Raw genomic sequence first — 18,956 nt, 5'->3', positions numbered from 1 at the left:
TGCCCTTACCCCTTGAGTCCGTTGATGGACACAGGGCCGAGCGGATAACGCTCGTTGGGACGATCCACCCAGTCCATGAAATCTGCGCGCGCACCGGGGAAACCGATCATCTTCCACCCCGCCATGTCTTGGTTGCCGCCGTATTTGGGGTCGGCGAAGTAGCCTTCCTTGACGTTTTTCAGCAGCAGCGCGAAGAACATTTCGCCCGGCACGTTATTCAGTTTGAGCTGGCCTTTTTCCAGTGCCGTCAGCGTGGCAACCCGGACCTGTTCAGGCAGCTCTGCGAAATGCTTGCCGTGGGCGGTCTGGCAGACAGCGTCGACCTCTGCGATGCCCAAGCGATACATTTCACGCGGCACCAACTTGTACTGGAAGCCCAATTCCACCGGTTGGTCGGTGATGAAAGGACCTTGCATGTACCAGAGTCGGCCGTAGGCGTAAGGGGTTTCCATCTGACGATCCAGAAACTCGGGAACGCCTGCCGACACTGCGCCAGGGCCTTCTTCGTCTTCGGGGATGATGACAGCGCACGCTGCATTGACGAATTGCCACTCGGCGGCGGTGAAAAAGCTCGGTTCGTAGGCCTTCGGCGCATGAGCCGGTTCGTCTGCTGCAGCAGCGGCCTGCACCGGGGCCGGCGCCACTATCTGCGTCGCCGAATACCCGCCCAGGCTGACTGCGGGGATCAGAATTGCGCTTCGACGCAGGAATTCGCGTCGGGAATTAGGTGTATCGCTCATGGTTGCTCCGTCAGGCGTGCGGCAGAAGGTGCTTGTGTAGTGGCCTGCTGACCATCTTGGACGTGTGGGTCTTTCGGGGAGGATGTCGGAGCTGTGGAAGCGTGCGTCAAACGACCACAGCTGCATCGGGCGAGGAATGGTATATCAGCGAAATGGCAAATAATAGAATGACATTTCATTAAGCCGATATTTTTAACCCTGGCTTACATCTTGAAACTGGCCACCAGGCGCGTCAGCGAGTGGCCCAATTGCTCCAATTCTTCACTTGCCGAGGCGGTCTGGCGGGCCTGCTCAGTGGAAATGATCGACAAATTGCGGATGTTGATCAGGTTGCGATCCACTTCCCGGGCGACCTGAGCCTGCTCTTCCGAAGCGCTGGCGATCACCATGTTCTGCTCGTTGATCTGCAGCACACTGGCCATGATTTCCTGCAGGGCATCCCCGGACTGGCGCGCCAACGTTCGCGTTTGTGTGGCCTGGTCAGTGCTTTCGCGCATGGCAGAGACGGCGTGATCGGACCCCTCTCGAATGGTGGTGACCATCGATTCGATCTCGAAGGTGGATTGCTGCGTACGGGCCGCCAGGGCGCGCACCTCATCGGCCACCACCGCAAACCCGCGACCTGCTTCACCGGCCCGCGCCGCTTCGATGGCTGCGTTCAGTGCCAGCAGGTTGGTCTGTTCGGCGATGCCGCGGATGACATCCAGCACTTTGGCGATCTCGCGCACGCGGTCGGCGAGGCCTTCCACCCGTTCCGCGCTTCGCGCCGCATTGCGTTCCATGGATTCGATCGCTTCGATGGTTTCACCGACGCGGGCATTGCCTTGCTCGCTGGCCGAGCGGGATTCTTGCGACGCCTGCGAGGTGGCCACTGCGTTGCGTGCCACTTCCTCCACGGCAGCGGTCATCTCCGTAACGGCGGTCGCGGCTTGCTCGATTTCATTGTTCTGTTGAGCCAGATTCTGATTGGACTCTGAAGTGACCGCTCGCAATTGGCTGGACGAGGACGCGATGACTTCGGCCGACCGGGCAATTTCCTGCAAGGTGTTCTTGAGGTTGCCCTGCATGGTCAGCAGGGTGCCATTGAGCTGGCTGACCTCATCCCGTCCGTCTGTGGCGATCGGCTGGGTCAGATCCCCGGCAGCCACCTTCTCGGCCGCCGACAGCGCATTGCCGATCGGACGCACGATGCTGCGGCTGACGAGCAGGGCGACGGCGATCGTGATCAGTAGCGCGAGCACAATGATCATCACGACATTGTTGCGGGAGCTGGTGTAGGTCTGTGTCGACTGGTCGAACAGGCCTTTCATGTTCTGTTCGTTCAGCGCGGTGAGCTCGTACAACTTGGGAAAGGCCTGCTCGGAGTTCTGCCGCAGGGGGCCGTTGAGCAGTTCGATCATCTCTTTCTCACGGCCCTGCTTGCCCAGGTCGATCAATTGCCGAATACCGGGTTCGGTCGCTTGCAGGATCGGCTTGATGCTCTCGAACAGCGCGCGCTCGTCCGGTTTTTCGAGGCTGGCGGCATAAGCGGTCTGCGCTTCGCTGAATTTCTTGAGCTGGACTTCCAGGCGGCGGTTGCTGTCCTCGCGCATATCGGCAGAGGCGTACAGCGCCAGTTTGAGCGAGTTGATCCGCAAGCCAAGGACCGCTTCCCTCATGGCACCCAGAGCGGCGGACGACGGAATACCCGTCTGCTGGATCGTGCGATTGGTGTTGTCGATCAGAGACATCTTGAACAGGGCGTAGATGCCGACGATGACCACGATCGAAGCGATCAAGGTGAAGCTGATCGCGGATCGTGCAGCGATGGAGATGTTGCGGATCATGGGACTAACCTCTGCGCGGGAAAAAGAGTGCCACGGACGGTGGAAAATCCTTATGTCGGCGAGAGAGGGGAACTCTTAAGACATTTTGAAACACAATTTCAAAATGCGCAGTTTTCTGCCCGTTCGGACTCGGAGAAATCGAGGGTGTCGGCACTGACGCGGGGTGACCGTTCGTACCCTGTACAGCGCGGTTTTTCCCGGCTGGTAGCTATCCCTTTTCAGCTATCGGATAATGTCAGCCAGTTCGTTTTCGACGTTCAGTCAGTCGCCTAGGAGTCATCGATGGTCAAAACGCGTCCGCGCCCCGCGGTCAACGGTGTGGCATCCGCGGATCGTGTCCTCACCGTGCTCTCCGCTTTTAGAGTGGGGGACACCGCTTTGAGTCTCGTCGAGTTGGTCGAGCGCACCGATCTGATCAAAAGCACCATCATGCGGCTTATGGTGTCTCTGGAAACCTACGGTTTCGTCAACCGGCTGGCGGATGGGCGCTACATGCTGGCCAGCGAAGTGATGCGTCTGAACGCGGTGTATCAGGACGCCCTCGACCTTGAACGGCATGTGTTGCCGAGGTTGCACAAGCTCACGGACGAAACGGGGGAGACGGCCTCGTTCTATGTGCGTCACGGCGCCTATCGGCTCTGTCAGTACCGAGTCAACTCCCCGCATCGCTTGCGTCTGCACTTGCAGCCCGGCGACATGCGCCCGATGGACGGCGCGGCGGGCGCAGAAGCGTTGCGAACACCCTCCAGTCGCGCGAAGGAGGGCCTGGAGCCGTTCTATTCCAGCGGTGCAACCGACCCACATGCCGCCTCGATGGCATTGCCCATCTTCGGCCCGTTGCAGGAGGTCGTTGGCGCCTTGGTGCTTTCAGGGCCCGCGACCCGGCTGACCAGCGAGTATGCAAAATCGATTCGCGACGTGTTTGTCGAAGTGGCAGAAGACCTGACCCGCAGTCTGGGCGGAAAGACCTTGAGGGACGACAAGGGCGCTCAACCCGCCCCTGCCTTGGAAGACATCAACTGAAACCGTAGAGGCTGACCGGGTTGTCTCGCAGAATGCGCGTCCGGTCGCGCTCCGAGGGCGCCCATTCGGGCAACAGGTCGAGAATGCCTGCATCGTCGGGCTTGTCGGTGGCGACGGTCGGGTGTGGCCAGTCGCTGCCCCAGACCAGCCTTTCCGGATTGATCTTGACCAGCGCTTGCGCGACCTGTCCGACGTCGCTGTAACGGGGCGCACCGATCTTGGATCGAATGTACGGCCCTGACAATTTCACCCAGGTACGTTGGTTGTCCAGCAGTCGGGTCAGCGCCGCGAATGCAGCCGAGCGCACGCCCTCGGGTTGAGGGACATGGCCCATGTGGTCGATGACCAGCCGAGAGGGCAGTTTGGCCAGGCGGGTTTCCAGATCGGTCAATTGAGACCCCGGCGCGACGACCTGCACGTTCCAGCCCAGTGCGTTGACGCGTGCAGCCAGCGGTTCCAGATCGTCCAGGCTGGCGCCGCCGTAGCTCAGGTTGAAGCGAATACCGCGCACGCCCGCTGCGTGAAGCGCTTCCAATTCCTTGTCTGAGATCGAGGCGGCAACGACGGCCACGCCACGGGCGTCGCCGTTTGCCTTGCGCAGGCCTTCCAGCATCACCCGGTTGTCGGTGCCGTAGGTGGAGGGTGTGACGATCACCATCCGCTTGATGTGCAGGCGTTGCTGGATCTGGCGATAGTCTTCCAGCGAGGCATTGGGGGGCAGCAGTGTTGCCCCGGGTGCCGCTGGAACCTGGTCGTCGTACAGGTGCATATGGCAGTCCACGCTGCCCGCGGGAGGCACCAGCACCGAGCTGTTCTCGCCGCTGGAATAGCGGAATCCTGCGAACGCATTGAGTGTCATGAAGGCCCCCAGTGAAGCGCTTCCCTGAATGAACTGACGTCGATTGATGGCCATGTTGAATTGCTCTTTATTGTTTTGGAAGGTGGTGAACCCATTGCTGCTCGGGAGGGGCTCTGCCGGGAGCAGGCTCGGCAGGGGTCGAGCTTGAAAGTTGGGTGATGAGCGGGCAGAGCTGGCGGCAGCCTGGGTTAGCGGGTTCGATCTGCGGTGGGGCGGTATGCAGTGCCCGGCTTTCGGGCGCTGCATACCGGGGTTACGGTTTCAGCTCGCTTTGACCGAGCCGACTTCTTCAGCGGTGTGCTGCATGCGCGCGCGACCCATCAGCAGCACCCCAATCCCGCCGGCGGCGCACAGGGCGGCCAGTGGCAACATCGCCAGCGCATAGCTGCCTGTGGCGTCGTGAATGGCCCCGTAGACGTTGACCATCAGGCCGCCGCCAATCAGGTTCGCCAGGGCGCCGATCGCCGCCAGGCCGGCAGCGGCGGTGGTGCTGGAAAGCCAGGTGGACACCAGCGCCCAGAACGGACCTTTCATCGAATAGGCGCCGATGAGCACCATGGTCAGCAGGCCCACGGTCGCCGGGAGGGACGAGGTCACCAATGCCAAGAGCAGTCCCGCCGCGATCAGCAGCAGGGTGAGCGATGTGTGCCAGCGCCGCTCGTTGGTGCGGTCAGAACTGCGGCCCCAGACGATCATCGCCACCGAGGCGATGCCATAAGGAATGGCGTTGGTGAGGCCAATTTCCAGGTTGGACAGGCCGAAGGTCTTGAGCAGTTGCGGCGCCCAGACGCTCATGGTGCTGCCTGCTGCAGAAGCGCCCGAGTAGATCAGCGCCAAAACCCAGATGTCTTTGTGTTTGAGCAGCTTCCACAGCGACATATGGCCGATGTTGGTTTTGCGCAGCTTCTCCTCTTGCAGTCGCCCTACCAGCCATTGACGCTGCTCGTCGCTCAGCCACTTCGCCTGTTCAGGGCGGTCGGTGAGCACGAACAGGCAGGCGATACCCAACAACACCGCGGGAATGCCTTCGAGAATGAACAGCCAGTGCCAGCCGCGCATGCCCATCCAGCCGTCCAGCGTGAGGAGGAAGCCGGAAAGGGGTGAGCCCAGGAAGTTGGCGCCAGGAATGGCCACCATGAAGATTGCCACCATGCGAGCACGATAGGCCGAGGGCAACCAGTAGGTCATGTACAAGAGTACGCCCGGGAAGAAGCCGGCTTCTGCCGCGCCCAGCAGGAAGCGCATCACGTAGAGCGAGTTGGTTCCCTGGACGAAGGCGGTGCCGGCGGAGATGAGGCCCCAGGTGATCATGATGCGGGCGATCCAGATTCTCGCCCCGAATTTCTGCAATGCCAGGTTGCTCGGCACTTCGACGAGGAAATACGAAACGAAGAACAGGCTGCTGGCGAAACCGAAGACGGCCGGGGTCAAGCCCAGGTCATGGTTCATTTGCAGCGATGCCATCCCGATGTTGCCGCGGTCGATGATCGCGATCAGGTAGCAGATGATGAGGAAGGGTAGCAGTCGCCAGGCGACTCGGTGCATGGTGGCCCGTTCGATTTCACTGACGGGGGTCTTGGCTGGCGTCGTGGCCATGGGGCTCTCCTGTGTTTATTTTTTTGGAGAAACGGTTTGGGGGCATGCTCGCGACATGAAGGCAGCGAGCCCTCTTCCATTCAAACGTCAGTCAGTCATCAAGTGACGGTTGACGACACAACGCGGGTCAAGGGTTTCCCCTTCCCAGACCTTCACGACCTGTTGCACGGCCAGCAGGCCGACACGATCGCGGGCTTCTGTGGTGTTTGCGCCTACATGAGGTGTCGCGACCAGGTTGGGCAGGCTCCACAATTCGCTGTCGGCGGGCGGAGGCTCGGGGCTGAAAGTGTCCAGGCCGGCACCGGCGATGGGACCTGTCTTCAAGGCCTCAATCAGCGCGGGGGTGTCGATCAGTTCGCCTCGAGCGGTGTTGATCAGAATACTGCCCGGCCGCATGCGTTGGAATTGTGCGGTGCTGAACAGGTGGCGATTCTGCTCGGTCAGCGGGCAATGCAGGCTGATGATATCGCTGCTTTCGAGCAAACGGTCGAAATCGTTTTCGCGCTCGACATGGGCGCGGTCTGGCAGCGTTTTCAGGAAGGGGTCGTAGACCTTGACCTTCATCTGCAACGGGGCCACCAGATCCATCAGGATTCCGCCGATCGAACCCAGTCCGATCAGCCCCAGGGTCTTGCCAAACAGCTCGGTGCCGTTGGCGGTCGACTTGTCCCAGTGACCGGCGCGCAGGCGCGCATCCTGATAGGCAGTTTGACGCGCGACGCTGAACAGCAGCGCGAATGCGTGCTCGGCCACCGATTGGGCATTGGCACCCAAGGCGATCGTGACCGGAATGCCACGGTCTGCCGCCGCTTTGATGTCGATGGAGTCGTAGCCTACGCCATGCTTGGCAATGACCTTGAGCTTAGCCGAGGCCTCGATCATTTCGCGGGTCAGCTTGCCTTGGCGGACGATGATCGCCTCCGGCTGTTCAGCACGGATGATTTCAGTCAGCTCGCTGGCAGGGAGATAGGGCGTGGTGGGAATGATCTGGATACCCAGGTCGGCCGCATGTTGCATGGCATCGACCATCAGGACAGGGCCTGTCAGCAGGATCTTGCGTGTCATGGTTATGTACCTTGTTCTTATGGCGTAGGTCCGGCACGCAGGGTGGCGGACGTGTTTCAAGTCAACCCTAACACAATGAAATGCCATTTCAATAAAGAAATATGTTGAGTGATGAAAGGCGAAGAAAAAGGCGCCGATGTCTATTGAACATCGAAAATTGAAATGCAATTCTAATAGTCAAGACGGACGAATGCCGTCGGCACATACAATTTCAAGAGAGAGATGCCATGAGTATTGGATTCCGCGTTCTGAATGCCGCACGCAAGGTCAGCGCCGAGTGGGTCACCCGTTACCGCGAAGTGCCTGTCGCCAACGTCAGTGACTCAATGAACCGCATGACCGCCGGCGGCGCTCGCCTGCGACCCATGCATCGCGAAGGCGTGCTGGCGGGGCCGGCGTTGACGGTCAAGGCGCGACCTGGCGACAACCTGATGCTGCACTACGCAATCGATATCGCGCAGCCGGGTGATGTGATCGTCGTGGATGCAGGGGGCGATCTGACCAACGCGCTGATCGGTGAAATGATGGTGGCCTACGCCATCAAGCGTGGCTTGGGCGGCATCGTCATCAATGGAGCGATCCGTGATGCGAGCGCCATCCGCGCCGGGGATTTCCCATTGTTCGCCGCAGGCATCTCTCACCGTGGCCCGTACAAGGACGGTCCAGGTGAAATCAACGTTCCGATCGCGATCGACGGCATGGTCATCGAACCAGGGGACTTGGTGATCGGTGACGATGATGGTCTACTCTGCGTGCCGTATGATCAGGTGTCTGAAGTCTACGATCGTGCGACGGCCAAGCATCACGCAGAGCTCAAGCAGATGGAGCAGATTGCCCGCGGCGAAAACGACCGTAGTTGGGTGATCGAGTCGTTGAAGAAGAAGGGCTGCCAGTTGCCGGAGTGATTTGGCGTACCGCATCCTGAACCGCGAGCCGCCTGCTTCCTATACAAAGCGGGCGGTATCAGGCCCGCGACAGAGGCCTTGAATGACATCTCACACTCCCTCCCGACCTCGGTCGTGGCCGGCGCCGCTGCGAGCGTTGGCCCATCGCGATTTCCAGGTTTATTTTCTCGGTCAAGCCGTTTCCACGCTCGGTAAATGGATACAGCAAGTGGCACTGGCCTGGCTGGCGTATCACATCACCGGTTCGGCGTCGCTGTTGGGGCTGCTCACCTTCCTCTCGCTTGCGCCGCAACTCGTGATCGGTCCGTTGGCAGGGGCCTGGATCGACAAACACGACAAGCGTCGTCTGCTGCTGATTGCACAGACCTTACTGGCCTGCCAGTCACTGTTTCTGGCGGTGATGATCTGGCTGGGCGCCATGAGCACGGGATGGCTCATCGCGATGGCTGCCTTGCTGGGCTTTCTCAACGCGTTCGAAACGCCCTTGCGGCAGTCGCTGATCAGCAGTTTCGTTGCCGATCCGGCCGACCTGCCCAACGCCCTTGCGCTGAATGCGATGTTGATCAACGCGGCGCGGTTCGTCGGCCCTCCGCTGGCGGGCGCGCTGATCGCCTACAGCGGTGAGGCGGTGTGTTTTCTGGTCACGACCGGTGCCTATTCACTGCTGCTGTTTGCGCTGTTCAAGGTCAAAGGTGCGCCTAGCGCACGCGTCGCAGGCAATACCGGGCGGATCTTCCGGGAAGGCCTGAGCTATATGTGGGGCACCCTGGAGGTGCGCCGGTTGTTGCTCGGCGTCGTCGTGGTCAATCTGCTGTCGTCGATCTACGCGGTCTTGCTGCCGGTGATCACGCGGGTGTCCTACCACGGTGACGCCACCACGCTTGGCTGGCTATGGGGTGCGGCAGGCGCAGGCGCATTCGTGGCGTCAGTGGGTCTGGCCCTGGGTGGCTCGCTCACTCGGCTCAGCCGGTTCATCGTGGGTGCCACGGCCTGTTGTGTGCTGGGGCTCGGCGGCATGGCGTTCGACATTCCGTTGAGCTTGGCGATGGTGTCGTTGGCACTGTTGGGGTTCGGCATCACCGTCAATAACGTCAGCAGTAATATGCTCCTGCAAAGCCAAGCACCGGCCGAGTTGAGAGGCAGGGTGATCGCGTTCTACATATCGATGCGCTTTGGCTTCGAAGCGGTGGGAGGGCTGTTGGCCGGCGTCGTTGCGGTGGGTCTGGGAGCACCCGCGACGATGGGCGTGGCGGGTGTATTGCTGGCGGGGTATCTGGTGCTTGACCGCTTCTATGCGAAGAAGCGGTCAAAGGGCGAGAGCACTAGTGCTTCATAGCCGGTTCCGGTGCGGCGGCAGTCAACGCCTGGCGCTTGGCCGGATCGCCCAGCCACAGCATCAGGCAGGCCCCGAGCATCAGGATCGACGCCACGGCATAGAAGGGCACTGAGAACGATTGGGTGGCGTCTTTGATCAGGCCGATCATGAACGGGCCGGCGAAGCCGCCCAGATTGCCGATCGAAACGATCAGCGCCAACCCGCCTGCCGCTGCACGACCAGTCAGGAACGTGGACGGGATCGCCCAGAAGGTCGCCTGGAACGAGAGGTTGCTGGCGACCGCCATGGCCAGGAAGGCAACCTTCAGGACCGGGTGATCGGTCAGCCCGGCGGCGACCAGCGATACCGCGGCCAAGCTCAGTGCACTGACCACGTAGGGCAAGCGCTGCTTGCTGCGGTTGGCCAGCCGTGCCCAGACGGTCATGCAAATGGCGCCCAGAATGTAGGGCAGGGCGGCGACCAGGCCAACCGTGCTGTTTTCCATGCCCAGGCTCTTGATGATCTGCGGCATCCAAATGCCGATCCCGATCGAGCCGACGATGCAGCAGAAGTTGATCGCCGCCAGGACGAAAACCTTTGGATTGGTCAGTGCGCCGCGCAGGGTATTGCCGTGGGATGCGCTGATCGACGCCTGCTCGCTGCTCAGTTTGTTGTCGAGCCAGGCCTTTTCCCGAGCGCTCAGCCAGCGCGCCTTGGCGGGTGAGTCGACCAGCACGAACAGGCAGGCGATGCCAAGCAAGACGGCTGGCAGGGCTTCGGCCACCAGCAGGAATTGCCAGTTTTTAAGACCCAGCACGCCGTGCATATCCAGCAGCCAACCGGAGAGCGGCGAGCCGAAAATATTGGCGGTCGGAATGCCCAGCAGGAACGCGGCCGTGGCCTTGGCGCGCCATTTTCCCGGGAACCAGTAGGTAAAGTACAGGTACACCCCGGGGGTGAAACCGGCCTCCGCCACGCCCAGCAGGAAGCGCATGATACTGAAGCTGATCGGGCCAGTGGCGAACGCCGTTCCGATCGAAATCAAGCCCCAGGTGATCATGATCCGGGCGATCCACACCCGTGCGCCGAAGCGCTGCATCAGCAGGTTGCTGGGAATCTCGAAAATGAAATAGCCGAAAAAGAACAGCCCCGCTGCCCAGCCGAACAGAGTGGCGGTCAGGCCCAGGTCCTTGTTCATGCTGATGGCGGCGAAGCCGACGTTGGTCCGGTCGAGGTAACTGATCACGTAGCAGATAAAGATGAAGGGTACGATGCGCAGCAAAACGCGGCGCAGCAGCTTTTCACCTTCGGCGTCTGTGAGTGGAGCGTTGGTCGAATGTTCCTGGGTCATGGCGTCACTTCTTTTATCGTTGTTTTGGCGGACTGTGTGGGGTGTCGCGGGGCGTGTTCAGCTGTGTGAATACATCTCCAGGCCGGGTGTGGGTGTGCGAACCTGCAGGATCGAACCGGTTTCGGATTCGGTGATGTAAAGCGTGCGGCCGTCTTCGCCGCCGAACGCCAGGTTGGTGTTGCTGATGCCTTCGCACGAGACGTAGCGCTGCAGCGGTTCGCCGACCTTGGACAGGCGCCAGACGGAGCCGAAGCCGGTGTGGGCGATGTACAGATTGCTTTGATCGTCCAGTGCCAGCCCGTCGGGGCCGCCCAGGCCGCCGTGCAACTGCGCGAACACACCCACCTTGCTGACGATCGAGCCGTTGCCCAGCGGGATGCGCCAGATTTGCTGAGCGCGGGTCACGGCGATCAGCAAATGATTGAGCTTGGGGTCGAAGACGATGCCGTTAGGGCTGGGAATGGTATTGATCAGGCATGTCAGGTTGCCAGCGGTGTCCAGTTTGTAGACCCGGCCGGTGGGGTCTTGCAGGCCGGTCTGGCCCTGATCCGTGAAGTACAGATCGCCGGCGGGCGAAAACACCAGGTCGTTCACGCCCTTGAAGCCTTCCGAACCCGCGGACTCCAGCAGCGGCTCGATCTTCCCGGTGCGGGGATCCAGCAGCATGATGCCGCGCTTGTAATCGGTGATGAAAATGCGACCGTCCCTGTGGATCTTCAAGCCATTCGGCCAGCCGTCGTATTCACACACCAGGGTCCACTCGCCCGCGGGTGAGATTCTGAAGATGCGTCCGTAGGGGATGTCGGTGACATACAAGTTGCCTTCGCGATCGAAGGACGGCCCCTCCAGGAACGAATCGATGACCTTCCCCTGGCGATTGGCATTGGCCCATGCCGTCGGACGCGGATTGCGAAAGTGGTCGGGCAGACGGGTGAAGACGGTTGTTTCAGTGATCTGAGGGGCGGGAAAGAAGCTCATGAACGCTCCTGATGCAATCAGCCGGGACGCCGGGTTTTTATTTAAATAGAACTGCATTTCAAAAATAAAGCATTTTGAAAGGCCGCGCGAGTGCTTTTAAGCACTGATCGTCGGGATGCTCGGATGACGCCTAGGGGAGTTTGCGCAGATTTTGCAATTCTGTTCTACAAGCCTAATCCCCGCCAAGGGCGCCTCGGGTTCATCCTGAGGCGCTCGTGGAGCGGTCGGCTGTTTGCAGAGGGTCAATGGGTGATGGCGATCCCTTATTGCACCGGTTTGATCAATTGCAGTTGCTGGCGGTAGTCATCCGTCACCTGTCTGGCCTGGCTGTTGCTGGTCACGACGCGCGGCGTAATCAGCACGATCAACTCAGTCCGCTTCTTGCTTTTGCTGGTGGTGCCGAACAGCCAGCGCAGCCCCGGTATGCGCCCCAGGTAGGGCACCGATGAGGCGGTGTCGCTATTGTCCTGTTTGATCAAACCACCCAGAAGGACGGTTTGCCCGCTCTGCACGGCGACCTGAGTGGACACCGAGCGAGTGGAGATGCGCGGGTTTCCGTTGTTGTCGGTCGTCGCGGTGTTGTCGGCGTCGCTGACCTGCTGCTGGATGTCCATGTACACCAGACCGCCGGGGTTGATGCGTGGAACGACGTCCAGGATGACCCCGGTCTGGACATATTCGACGCTGCTCAGCGTGGTGTTGGACACGTTGGTGTTGACCGTCGTCTGGCTGATGGGAATGTTGTCGCCGACCTGGATTTGCGCCTGCTGGTTATTCATGACCACCAGCGACGGGGCGGACAGCACCTGCGTGCGGCCGTTGGTTTCCAGCGCATGCAGTGCCACCTGCAGGTTGTTGCTGACGAACGAATAGAACAGCGAATCCGTGGCGCCGAGGCCGGCGCCGCCGCCCCCGAGCGCGCCTTGACTGCCGGGGGTGTTGGCGACCGTGGTACTGCCGGAATTACCGGCGAGCTTGCCCAGGTACCATTGCACGCCCAAGTCCAGCTCACCGCTGAGGTTGACCTCGAGAATCCGCGTCTCGATCTGCACCTGCATCGGTGCATTGTCCAGCCGCTTGATCGCAGACTCGATTTCAGCCCATTGCGCGGGACGGGTGCGAATCAGCAACTGGTTGCTGCTCTTTTGCGCGGTGATGCGGGTGCTGTCATCGAGGCGCTGGCGCGCGCCGGATGACGAGTCGGCGGTTTCGCTGTCCGTACCCTCTACGCCGCCGGCGTCATCATCGGTCGGTTCGTCTTCTTCTTCGGCGAGCGGCTGCACGTTACCCTGCCCGTTGCCGTTGAGTGTGCCATTGCCGTTCAACCCCATGCCTGACGCCGTGCCGATTCCTTGTCCGGCCCCTCCGAATCCCATGCCCGTGCCCCCTGAGCTGCCATTGAGCGAAGACAGGGAGCGGGTCCGCAAACCGGGTGCGACCCGGGCCGCGCTGTCGTCCTTGATCTGGCCGTTGCCGTAGATCTGGCGCAGGTATCGGGCAAGGTCCGTGGCCTTCATGTTCCGTACGTCGTAGACGTACATCTGCGGTTCGTTACCGCCGCCTTCGTCGATGGTGTGAATCCAGTCACCGACTTCGCTCAGATAACGAGGCTGCGCGGAAAACGCCACGACCGAGTTGGTGCGCTCAATCGGCAGGAAGCGCACCATCCCCGCCATGGGCATGCCGCTGTCGGGGCCGAACATCTTCTTGAGTTCCGGCATCAGTTCGCCGACGGTCGCGCGCTGCAGGCCGTAGACCCCAACGGACATCCCTTTGAGCCAGTCGACATCGAAGGTGTCGATGGTGTCCTGATAGTTGGCCAGTTCGTCGGGCGTGCCGGCCAGGCTGAGCACGTTGCGTCCCGGGTCGACGAGCAGAAAGGCGTTGTCCCTGGCAAAGGGCTTGAGCAGCTTCTGCATTTCGGTGGCCGAGATGTAATGCAGGGGGAACAGGCGCGCCGAGAGGCCGCTGGACGGTCGCGCCACCGGCATCTCCGGCACCAGTTTGCCGGCCACGGCCTGATTGGCCGGAAGAATTACGTAGCGGTCGCCTTGGCGAATCATCGCGTTGTCAGTCCATGACAACAGGGTTTCCAGGATGGACAGCGCCTGTTGTTTGTTGACTGGCTTTGACGTGGAAAAGCTGACGTCGCCTTTGACGCCTTGGGCAATGCTGTAGTTTTCGTGCAGCAGATCCCCCATCACGCTGTTGATCACCGCTTCGATGGGCTGATTGGTGAAGTTGAAGACGATATCGCCGCTGGGCTGCGCAGCACCGGCCGATGGGGCTGCGGGGCTGTGCACGAATGTTTGGCTTCCCCGAATGATCTGCTGGCGCGGCACCGTCCTGGCGTCCGGATTCGACGGCGCAGATTGCGGGGGCACGTCGGCTACCGGCCCGCGCTGGGAGCCGGTGCCTTGCAATGCTTCGTGCATCAGTGCCGGGTCGTTTTCGAAGTGGCGGGGCGTCTCGGCGCAACCGGCCAGTGCGATGGCGGCGGCCAGGCAAATCATCGGGCTGCGCAAATGGAACACGTGAAGGTGGCGATCGTTCATGGTGTGCGTACGTCTGGAAGGGTAATAGGGGGAACGTTTGAGGGCGGTGGCAGGCGAAGCAAAGGCAGGCGCAGCTCGCGGGTCTGACCCTGATGGCTGAAAGTCGCCTGCTGAGGTGTCGCAGCGGTGAGGGTCCAGCCGTTATCGAGCGTGCTGCCGACGGCCAGTTTCAGGTTGCGTTTGTCTGGCATGCGCAGGAGCACCCATTGAGCTTGTCCTTCGATGATCACGCCGCTGAGGCGAATGCCGTCCAGGGATGAGGGCTGATTCTTGCCGGTTACCAGGTCCGGCTTGCGGTCGGGGCTGAACATCGACTGCTGCCAGACCAGCGCCACGGCCTGAGGGGGTATCGGCTCAATGGTCGGGGGCCTGGCAGCGGGGGCCCATTCACGGGTTTCGCCCGCTGGCAGCCACTCAGGGGTTTGACCAGCGCCCAGGAGCAGACCGACGGTGGTTACCGTCAGAAGGGCGGTCCCTGCCAAGAGCGTCAGGGTCAGGGTATCGAGCCTCATGCTTCGGGGGCCTCGCTGGGTGCGGACTGTTCGCGTTGTGGTCCTGGGGACGATGGAGTCGGTGCCTGTTGCAGGTAGCCGCGCAGCAGCAGGTGCACCTGCAGACGCCCGGCACCGCCCGTGGCGGGAGCCGATGTGGCGCGGCGCAGGCTCAGGGTGTCGACGAATAGAAAGGGCTGGCCGTATTCAATGTCGTGCAGCAGGTTGGCCAGAGGCTCCAACGCGCACTCCAGGGTCAGGCTGACTTTGACTTGGCGGTAGGGCTCGGCGCTGTCGTGCTCCGGGGTGATCGGCATGCGTTGGGTGACTTGGCAGCCCGGGCCTTCCGAGGCATGCGCTTTCACCAGGTCCAGGCTGCGTTGCATCAGGTCTGCGGCCACTGCACCCGGGTCTTCGCCCGGCAACAGGCTGCTGCGGCTGGAAGGGTCCCGGCGCGCAGCCTGCAGGCGCTGTTCCAGGCCGTCGCGTTCTGCCAGGACGGCGGCGTAACGTTGCTGTTGGGTGCGCAGGGCGTCAGCCTGTTCCTCCAGCTCATTCAACGGGTCGAGGAACCAGCTTTGTACCAGCAGCCACCATGCCGCCCACAGCAGCAGGGCCAGGACGATGAGCGCCGCCCCGCGGCGCTCTCGACGAGTCAGTTCACGGCGCATCGACCGCCTCCTTGCGCAGGTGCGCACGCAGCGAAAACCGGTCTTTTCCGGTCTGGGCGTCGGGTTGGATGATGCCTTGGAACTGCGCGTCGCTCAGGGTCTTGCAGTCTTTCATGCGAGCGATCAGCGCGCTGGCCTTGGCACTTTGACCGGAGAGCGATACGCCGCCGCCGTCGCTGATTTCCAGCTGCTCGACCCAAGTGTCGGCACCCAAGCATCCCGTCAGGTCCACCAGTACGCTGGACAGCGTCGGCTGCGCCGCTTTTTGCTGAGCCAGGTAGCGAGCAGCCCCCTGGGTATTGATCAGTTCACGGCGCAGATCCTGGACGGCTCGGACATCATCCCGTTGCGCATCGACGGCGCGCTGCATGGCCTCGACCCTGGTTTGACGCGCATCGAGCCAGAGCACCATGCAGCTCACCACCAGTGCACCGCACACCAGCGTCAGGTAGCCGCTCAACCGTGCGTGGGCCTTGCGTGGCGGGCGCTGATCGACCGGCAACAGGTCGATGCCCAACCGTTGCCCCTGTGCATTGCAGCCATCGACCGCATGCAGCACCAGGCCTTGCGCACGGCAGGCATCGAGTATCGGCTGCAAACGCTCGCGCAGCACGGCCACCAGGAGCACCTGAACCCATGCGCCATCCTTGCCGGTGACGCGGGCGACGTACTGCAGTTGGTCGCGAGGGAAGGGCGTGTACTTGTCGAGCTCGAAACCGATGACGGTCTGCAGATCCCGCATTGCAGCGGCTGGCAGGTTCAGGGTCTGAATCAGCAGCAGATTCGCAGGCAACGTCAGGACCAGGCGATCTTCGTCCGCTGCGTCAACGGGGAGACTGAGCGGCCATTCGATCACGCGTTCACGGGCCTGCGCCAGCCAGCGGTCACGGACAGCGGCAGGGAGCAGCGCCTGCAGCTCATTCAGCCAGGCGCGCCAGGCCTGTTGGGCGAGGCTCCCATCCCACTGGCTGTGCAGGCGGGCCTGGAGCGGGGCGAACCGCTTGGAAAGTAAATGCTTCATTCTTGCCAGCGCAGGACCCGATAAGGCCTGGCACCCTCCTTCGATGGGTTGAGTAACAGCGTGACGATCAGCGTCGCGTTAAAACCGCCGGGCAATGTCGCCTGGCTCTGTACGGTGACGACGGGGCCCGCGTCTTGGGCAGCGGAGCTGGCCTGAGGCAGGTTCAGGACCCGCCGCAACCAGCCCGATGCCAACGCAGCATCCGGTGCTGGCAGCCCGCTCCACAGGGTCAGGTGCGCGCTGGCGCACTGGTAAACCCGTTGATCCATTGCCGGTAATTCCCGGACCTCCTCGACCGTGCGCAGCGGCTGACGGTCTGCGCCCCGTCGTTGGTTCAGTGCGCCCGAAACGGCCTGTGCCTGTGCGTTCGATCCACCACACGCCAGCACCAGACGCATGAACGACTCGACGGGCGCAGCATTCACGTCCAGCTTTCCAGCCTCACTGACCAGGCTGACGGCCAGGGTCGCGTCGTCGAAGCGCAGCGCATGAGGCTGCCCGTCGGCCAGCCAGTGACGATGCGGGTCGCGATCCAACTGTGCGGTCACCGCCATGGCCAGGCCTGCTTCAGCGGCCAGGACGGCCTGGGTATGCTGGCGCTGCCACAGAGCCTGACGGTTCTGCAGATGCACCCACCCCAACAGCCCGGCGAGCAGCGTGCTCAGCAGCGCCAGCACCCAGAGAACGAGCAACAGGGCCACGCCGCGTTGACGCGTCATAACGTTCGGGCCTCTGACGACAAGTCCAGTCGCAGATCGATACTCTGCTGTGGCCAAGGCACGGGGCCCGCCAGTTGCACGTCGATCCTCACGCTCACCGGCAAACGCCCCGGCCACGGCCAGTGATCGAGCCAGTCCGTGGCCACGCCCTGGGGGGAAATCCCGCGATAGCTGAATGCAAGGCTGCTGACCTGGTGCAACAGCACCTGAGGCTCATCCTGTGCAGGCAGCAAGCGTTGGTCACTCAGGCGTTCCAGATTGACTTGCAAGCGATGCCCTGCCGCGAGCGAAACGCTGTAGCGGTACAAACCGCCGCCGAGCCAAGGCATCAACGGCGCATAAAAGCGCAGGCTGTGAGCGTGCCCCTCGAACACCGGCGCTGACGCGGGGCCCTCCGCACCGGCGGCCAGTGGCAAGGCCTGGCCGATGGCAGTGCGCAGAAAATTCTGGGTCGAACGCACTTCGTCCAGTCGTGTACTGAAACGCTCAGCCTTGCCCAGTGCGCGGTTGGCGCCGGTGAGTCCGGCTGCGACCAGCGTCAGCAGCACACCCAGCAGGCTCAGGACCACGAGCACTTCGAGCAGCGTAAAACCCTGGGTGCGGTGCTTCATCGGTCCGCCCTGGTTCCGGCGCTGCGCACTTGCAGCGTGCTGTAATGCACATGTCGGGTCCCCTCGCTGACCTGAAGGTCCAGCCGCCATGTGGCCAGCGGTGCTTGACTCGCCGGCGCGGCGCTGACCTCCAGCCGCCATTTCGCGCCTGACCTGTCGCCCTCTGTCACGCCGGCCCGCAGGCGGCTCGAACGCGCTTCATCCATCAATGACCGGGCGATCAGGCTCAGCCGATCGCTGCGCTGGGTCTGCTGCAGGGCGCGGGCGCTCTGACCGAAGGCGACCACCAGCACGCTGCTGCAGACCGCCAGCACCGCAAGGGCGGCGAGCATCTCCAGCAGGGTGAAACCGCGCTGAGCGCTCAATTGAGCGCCCGCAACTGCACGTTGCCGGTGAGCCAGTTGATATCGACCCGCCATCGCTTGTCATTGCGTGTCAAGAGCACATGCCCGCCGCTGGCTCCGCCGTCCGGATAGAACTCAAAGGCCGAGCCAAGTCCTTCCGCCGTTTGCAATTGCACGTGCATGTCGCTGGGCAGCCGTCGGACTTTTTGCAAGGGACCCTGAAACTGCCCGTCTTTCAGATCGAAACGCGTCTGCGCCGGTTGCCCGGTAACGATGGCCTGAACCCGCGCCGCGCGGAGTGCCTGCACCACTTCACTCAGCGCTCGCCGCTCGCTGGCGGCATGCAGACCTTTGCCCACGCCATAGCCCACCAGCGCGACGCTGATGCCGATCAGTACGATCACCACCAGCAATTCGAACAGGGTGAAGCCGCGGGCGCGGGGCAGGGCACGCATGTTATTCCCAGTTACCGAGGTCGGCTTTGTAGCCATCGCCGCCGGGCTGGCCGTCCTGGCCATAGAAAATCAGATCGAAGCTGCCGTGCTCACCGGGGTAGCGATAGCCGAATGCATGACCGAACGGGTCCTTGAGGTCCGACGACTTCGCGTAAGGCCCTGCCCAGCCAGTGGCATTGGCCGGTTTGGTCACCAGTTGCTGCAGGTTGGCCGGCGGTGACCCGACATCCAGCCCATAGCTTTCGATTTTCATGCTCAAGCTGGCGAGCTGTGCCTTGCCGGCGCCGTATTTGCCTTTATCCACGTTGCCGCCGACCTGACGCACGACGATGGTGGCGACGATGCCCAGCAGCACGATCACCGCGAGCATTTCCAACAGGGTGAAGCCGCCTTGGCGACGGCCAGGCGCTGAGGTGAATCGAGTCATGTAT

General features: G+C 62.1%; 19 protein-coding genes. 3 read left to right on the top strand and 16 right to left on the bottom strand.

Annotated elements, in window-relative coordinates; all coding sequences use genetic code 11:
• Positions 1-5 precede the first annotated feature (5 nt).
• Both DBP26_RS18775 and DBP26_RS18770 read right to left on the bottom strand, forming a co-directional pair.
• Positions 6-740: a gluconate 2-dehydrogenase subunit 3 family protein gene (locus DBP26_RS18775; protein WP_108238920.1), complete on the bottom strand. Its 735-nt coding sequence runs from the start codon at positions 738-740 to the stop codon at positions 6-8.
• A 203-nt stretch (positions 741-943) separates the two neighbouring features.
• Positions 944-2,566 (bottom strand): methyl-accepting chemotaxis protein, encoded by a 1,623-nt coding sequence (locus DBP26_RS18770; protein WP_108238921.1) that lies wholly within the window; start codon positions 2,564-2,566, stop codon positions 944-946.
• 282 nt (positions 2,567-2,848) lie between these two features.
• Here DBP26_RS18770 and DBP26_RS18765 point away from each other — a divergent pair, with 282 nt between their 5' ends.
• Positions 2,849-3,589: a helix-turn-helix domain-containing protein gene (locus DBP26_RS18765; RefSeq protein ID WP_108238922.1), complete on the top strand. Its 741-nt coding sequence runs from the start codon at positions 2,849-2,851 to the stop codon at positions 3,587-3,589.
• Here the strand turns inward: DBP26_RS18765 and DBP26_RS18760 are convergent.
• The 3 genes from DBP26_RS18760 to DBP26_RS18750 all read right to left on the bottom strand — a co-directional run bounded on the left by DBP26_RS18760 (position 3,582) and on the right by DBP26_RS18750 (position 7,109).
• Positions 3,582-4,502: an amidohydrolase family protein gene (locus DBP26_RS18760; protein ID WP_108238923.1), complete on the bottom strand. Its 921-nt coding sequence runs from the start codon at positions 4,500-4,502 to the stop codon at positions 3,582-3,584. The two genes, DBP26_RS18765 and DBP26_RS18760, sit on opposite strands and share 8 nt — an antisense overlap.
• A 207-nt stretch (positions 4,503-4,709) precedes the next feature.
• Positions 4,710-6,044: an MFS transporter gene (locus DBP26_RS18755; RefSeq protein WP_108238924.1), complete on the bottom strand. Its 1,335-nt coding sequence runs from the start codon at positions 6,042-6,044 to the stop codon at positions 4,710-4,712.
• Between the two features lie 87 nt (positions 6,045-6,131).
• The gene (locus DBP26_RS18750) at positions 6,132-7,109 is read right to left on the bottom strand and encodes a hydroxyacid dehydrogenase (RefSeq protein WP_108238925.1); all 978 of its coding nucleotides are present in this window, start codon (positions 7,107-7,109) and stop codon (positions 6,132-6,134) included.
• Positions 7,110-7,336: 227 nt separating this feature from the next.
• On the opposite strand from DBP26_RS18750, the gene DBP26_RS18745 reads away from it, so the two are divergent.
• Together DBP26_RS18745 and DBP26_RS18740 are read left to right on the top strand one after the other, a co-directional pair.
• Positions 7,337-8,014, top strand: coding sequence for an RraA family protein (locus DBP26_RS18745; RefSeq protein ID WP_108238926.1), 678 nt, complete (start codon positions 7,337-7,339; stop codon positions 8,012-8,014).
• Between the two features lie 82 nt (positions 8,015-8,096).
• Positions 8,097-9,350, top strand: coding sequence for an MFS transporter (locus tag DBP26_RS18740; protein ID WP_108238927.1), 1,254 nt, complete (start codon positions 8,097-8,099; stop codon positions 9,348-9,350).
• Here DBP26_RS18740 and DBP26_RS18735 read toward each other — a convergent pair.
• The 11 genes from DBP26_RS18735 to gspG form a co-directional block, all read right to left on the bottom strand.
• Positions 9,337-10,680, bottom strand: coding sequence for an MFS transporter (locus DBP26_RS18735; RefSeq protein WP_108238928.1), 1,344 nt, complete (start codon positions 10,678-10,680; stop codon positions 9,337-9,339). The genes DBP26_RS18740 and DBP26_RS18735 overlap by 14 nt on opposite strands.
• A gap of 57 nt (positions 10,681-10,737) precedes the next feature.
• Entirely contained in the window at positions 10,738-11,658 is a 921-nt protein-coding gene (locus DBP26_RS18730) for an SMP-30/gluconolactonase/LRE family protein (RefSeq protein WP_108238929.1), read from the bottom strand.
• 263 nt (positions 11,659-11,921) lie between these two features.
• The gene (gene gspD, locus DBP26_RS18725) at positions 11,922-14,213 is read right to left on the bottom strand and encodes a type II secretion system secretin GspD (RefSeq protein WP_158541389.1); all 2,292 of its coding nucleotides are present in this window, start codon (positions 14,211-14,213) and stop codon (positions 11,922-11,924) included.
• A complete protein-coding gene (locus tag DBP26_RS18720) occupies positions 14,210-14,725 on the bottom strand; it encodes a DNA utilization family protein (protein ID WP_108238930.1) in 516 nt (171 codons plus the stop codon). The genes gspD and DBP26_RS18720 overlap by 4 nt, the downstream gene beginning before the upstream one ends.
• Positions 14,722-15,375: a type II secretion system protein GspM gene (gene gspM, locus DBP26_RS18715; protein WP_108238931.1), complete on the bottom strand. Its 654-nt coding sequence runs from the start codon at positions 15,373-15,375 to the stop codon at positions 14,722-14,724. The genes DBP26_RS18720 and gspM overlap by 4 nt, the downstream gene beginning before the upstream one ends.
• On the bottom strand, positions 15,365-16,396 hold the full coding sequence (locus DBP26_RS18710; protein ID WP_108238932.1) for a general secretion pathway protein GspL: 1,032 nt from the start codon (positions 16,394-16,396) through the stop codon (positions 15,365-15,367). Before DBP26_RS18710 ends, gspM begins: the two co-directional genes overlap by 11 nt.
• Positions 16,393-17,115 carry a general secretion pathway protein GspK gene (locus tag DBP26_RS18705; RefSeq protein WP_108238933.1) on the bottom strand — a complete coding sequence of 241 codons (723 nt, stop codon included), beginning with the start codon at positions 17,113-17,115 and terminating at the stop codon, positions 16,393-16,395. The genes DBP26_RS18710 and DBP26_RS18705 overlap by 4 nt, the downstream gene beginning before the upstream one ends.
• Positions 17,112-17,726: a prepilin-type N-terminal cleavage/methylation domain-containing protein gene (locus DBP26_RS18700; RefSeq protein WP_108238934.1), complete on the bottom strand. Its 615-nt coding sequence runs from the start codon at positions 17,724-17,726 to the stop codon at positions 17,112-17,114. The genes DBP26_RS18705 and DBP26_RS18700 overlap by 4 nt, the downstream gene beginning before the upstream one ends.
• Positions 17,723-18,145 (bottom strand): type II secretion system protein, encoded by a 423-nt coding sequence (locus tag DBP26_RS18695; protein WP_108238935.1) that lies wholly within the window; start codon positions 18,143-18,145, stop codon positions 17,723-17,725. Before DBP26_RS18695 ends, DBP26_RS18700 begins: the two co-directional genes overlap by 4 nt.
• Positions 18,088-18,525 carry a GspH/FimT family pseudopilin gene (locus DBP26_RS18690; RefSeq protein ID WP_108238936.1) on the bottom strand — a complete coding sequence of 146 codons (438 nt, stop codon included), beginning with the start codon at positions 18,523-18,525 and terminating at the stop codon, positions 18,088-18,090. The genes DBP26_RS18695 and DBP26_RS18690 overlap by 58 nt, the downstream gene beginning before the upstream one ends.
• A 1-nt stretch (position 18,526) precedes the next feature.
• Complete coding sequence (gene gspG / locus DBP26_RS18685) at positions 18,527-18,952, bottom strand: type II secretion system major pseudopilin GspG (protein WP_108238937.1); 426 nt, start codon at positions 18,950-18,952, stop codon at positions 18,527-18,529.
• Between the last annotated feature and the right edge of the window lie 4 nt (positions 18,953-18,956).

It is taken from the genome of Pseudomonas sp. RIT409, assembly GCF_003052515.2.
Taxonomy (GTDB): Bacteria; Pseudomonadota; Gammaproteobacteria; order Pseudomonadales; family Pseudomonadaceae; genus Aquipseudomonas.
The sequence above is the reverse complement of the archived record's forward strand: the minus strand, read 5'-3'. Positions and strand labels throughout refer to the sequence as shown.

Bases quoted from the DNA above. Each gene is read 5' to 3' on its own strand.
- DBP26_RS18775 (WP_108238920.1), bottom strand. From the start codon at position 740: ATGAGCGATACACCTAATTCCCGACGCGAATTCCTGCGTCGAAGCGCA.
- DBP26_RS18770 (WP_108238921.1), bottom strand. From the start codon at position 2,566: ATGATCCGCAACATCTCCATCGCTGCACGATCCGCGATCAGCTTCACC.
- DBP26_RS18765 (WP_108238922.1), top strand. From the start codon at position 2,849: ATGGTCAAAACGCGTCCGCGCCCCGCGGTCAACGGTGTGGCATCCGCG.
- DBP26_RS18760 (WP_108238923.1), bottom strand. From the start codon at position 4,502: ATGGCCATCAATCGACGTCAGTTCATTCAGGGAAGCGCTTCACTGGGG.
- DBP26_RS18755 (WP_108238924.1), bottom strand. From the start codon at position 6,044: ATGGCCACGACGCCAGCCAAGACCCCCGTCAGTGAAATCGAACGGGCC.
- DBP26_RS18750 (WP_108238925.1), bottom strand. From the start codon at position 7,109: ATGACACGCAAGATCCTGCTGACAGGCCCTGTCCTGATGGTCGATGCC.
- DBP26_RS18745 (WP_108238926.1), top strand. From the start codon at position 7,337: ATGAGTATTGGATTCCGCGTTCTGAATGCCGCACGCAAGGTCAGCGCC.
- DBP26_RS18740 (WP_108238927.1), top strand. From the start codon at position 8,097: ATGACATCTCACACTCCCTCCCGACCTCGGTCGTGGCCGGCGCCGCTG.
- DBP26_RS18735 (WP_108238928.1), bottom strand. From the start codon at position 10,680: ATGACCCAGGAACATTCGACCAACGCTCCACTCACAGACGCCGAAGGT.
- DBP26_RS18730 (WP_108238929.1), bottom strand. From the start codon at position 11,658: ATGAGCTTCTTTCCCGCCCCTCAGATCACTGAAACAACCGTCTTCACC.
- gspD (WP_158541389.1), bottom strand. From the start codon at position 14,213: ATGAACGATCGCCACCTTCACGTGTTCCATTTGCGCAGCCCGATGATT.
- DBP26_RS18720 (WP_108238930.1), bottom strand. From the start codon at position 14,725: ATGAGGCTCGATACCCTGACCCTGACGCTCTTGGCAGGGACCGCCCTT.
- gspM (WP_108238931.1), bottom strand. From the start codon at position 15,375: ATGCGCCGTGAACTGACTCGTCGAGAGCGCCGCGGGGCGGCGCTCATC.
- DBP26_RS18710 (WP_108238932.1), bottom strand. From the start codon at position 16,396: ATGAAGCATTTACTTTCCAAGCGGTTCGCCCCGCTCCAGGCCCGCCTG.
- DBP26_RS18705 (WP_108238933.1), bottom strand. From the start codon at position 17,115: ATGACGCGTCAACGCGGCGTGGCCCTGTTGCTCGTTCTCTGGGTGCTG.
- DBP26_RS18700 (WP_108238934.1), bottom strand. From the start codon at position 17,726: ATGAAGCACCGCACCCAGGGTTTTACGCTGCTCGAAGTGCTCGTGGTC.
- DBP26_RS18695 (WP_108238935.1), bottom strand. From the start codon at position 18,145: ATGGCGGGTCGATATCAACTGGCTCACCGGCAACGTGCAGTTGCGGGC.
- DBP26_RS18690 (WP_108238936.1), bottom strand. From the start codon at position 18,525: ATGCGTGCCCTGCCCCGCGCCCGCGGCTTCACCCTGTTCGAATTGCTG.
- gspG (WP_108238937.1), bottom strand. From the start codon at position 18,952: ATGACTCGATTCACCTCAGCGCCTGGCCGTCGCCAAGGCGGCTTCACC.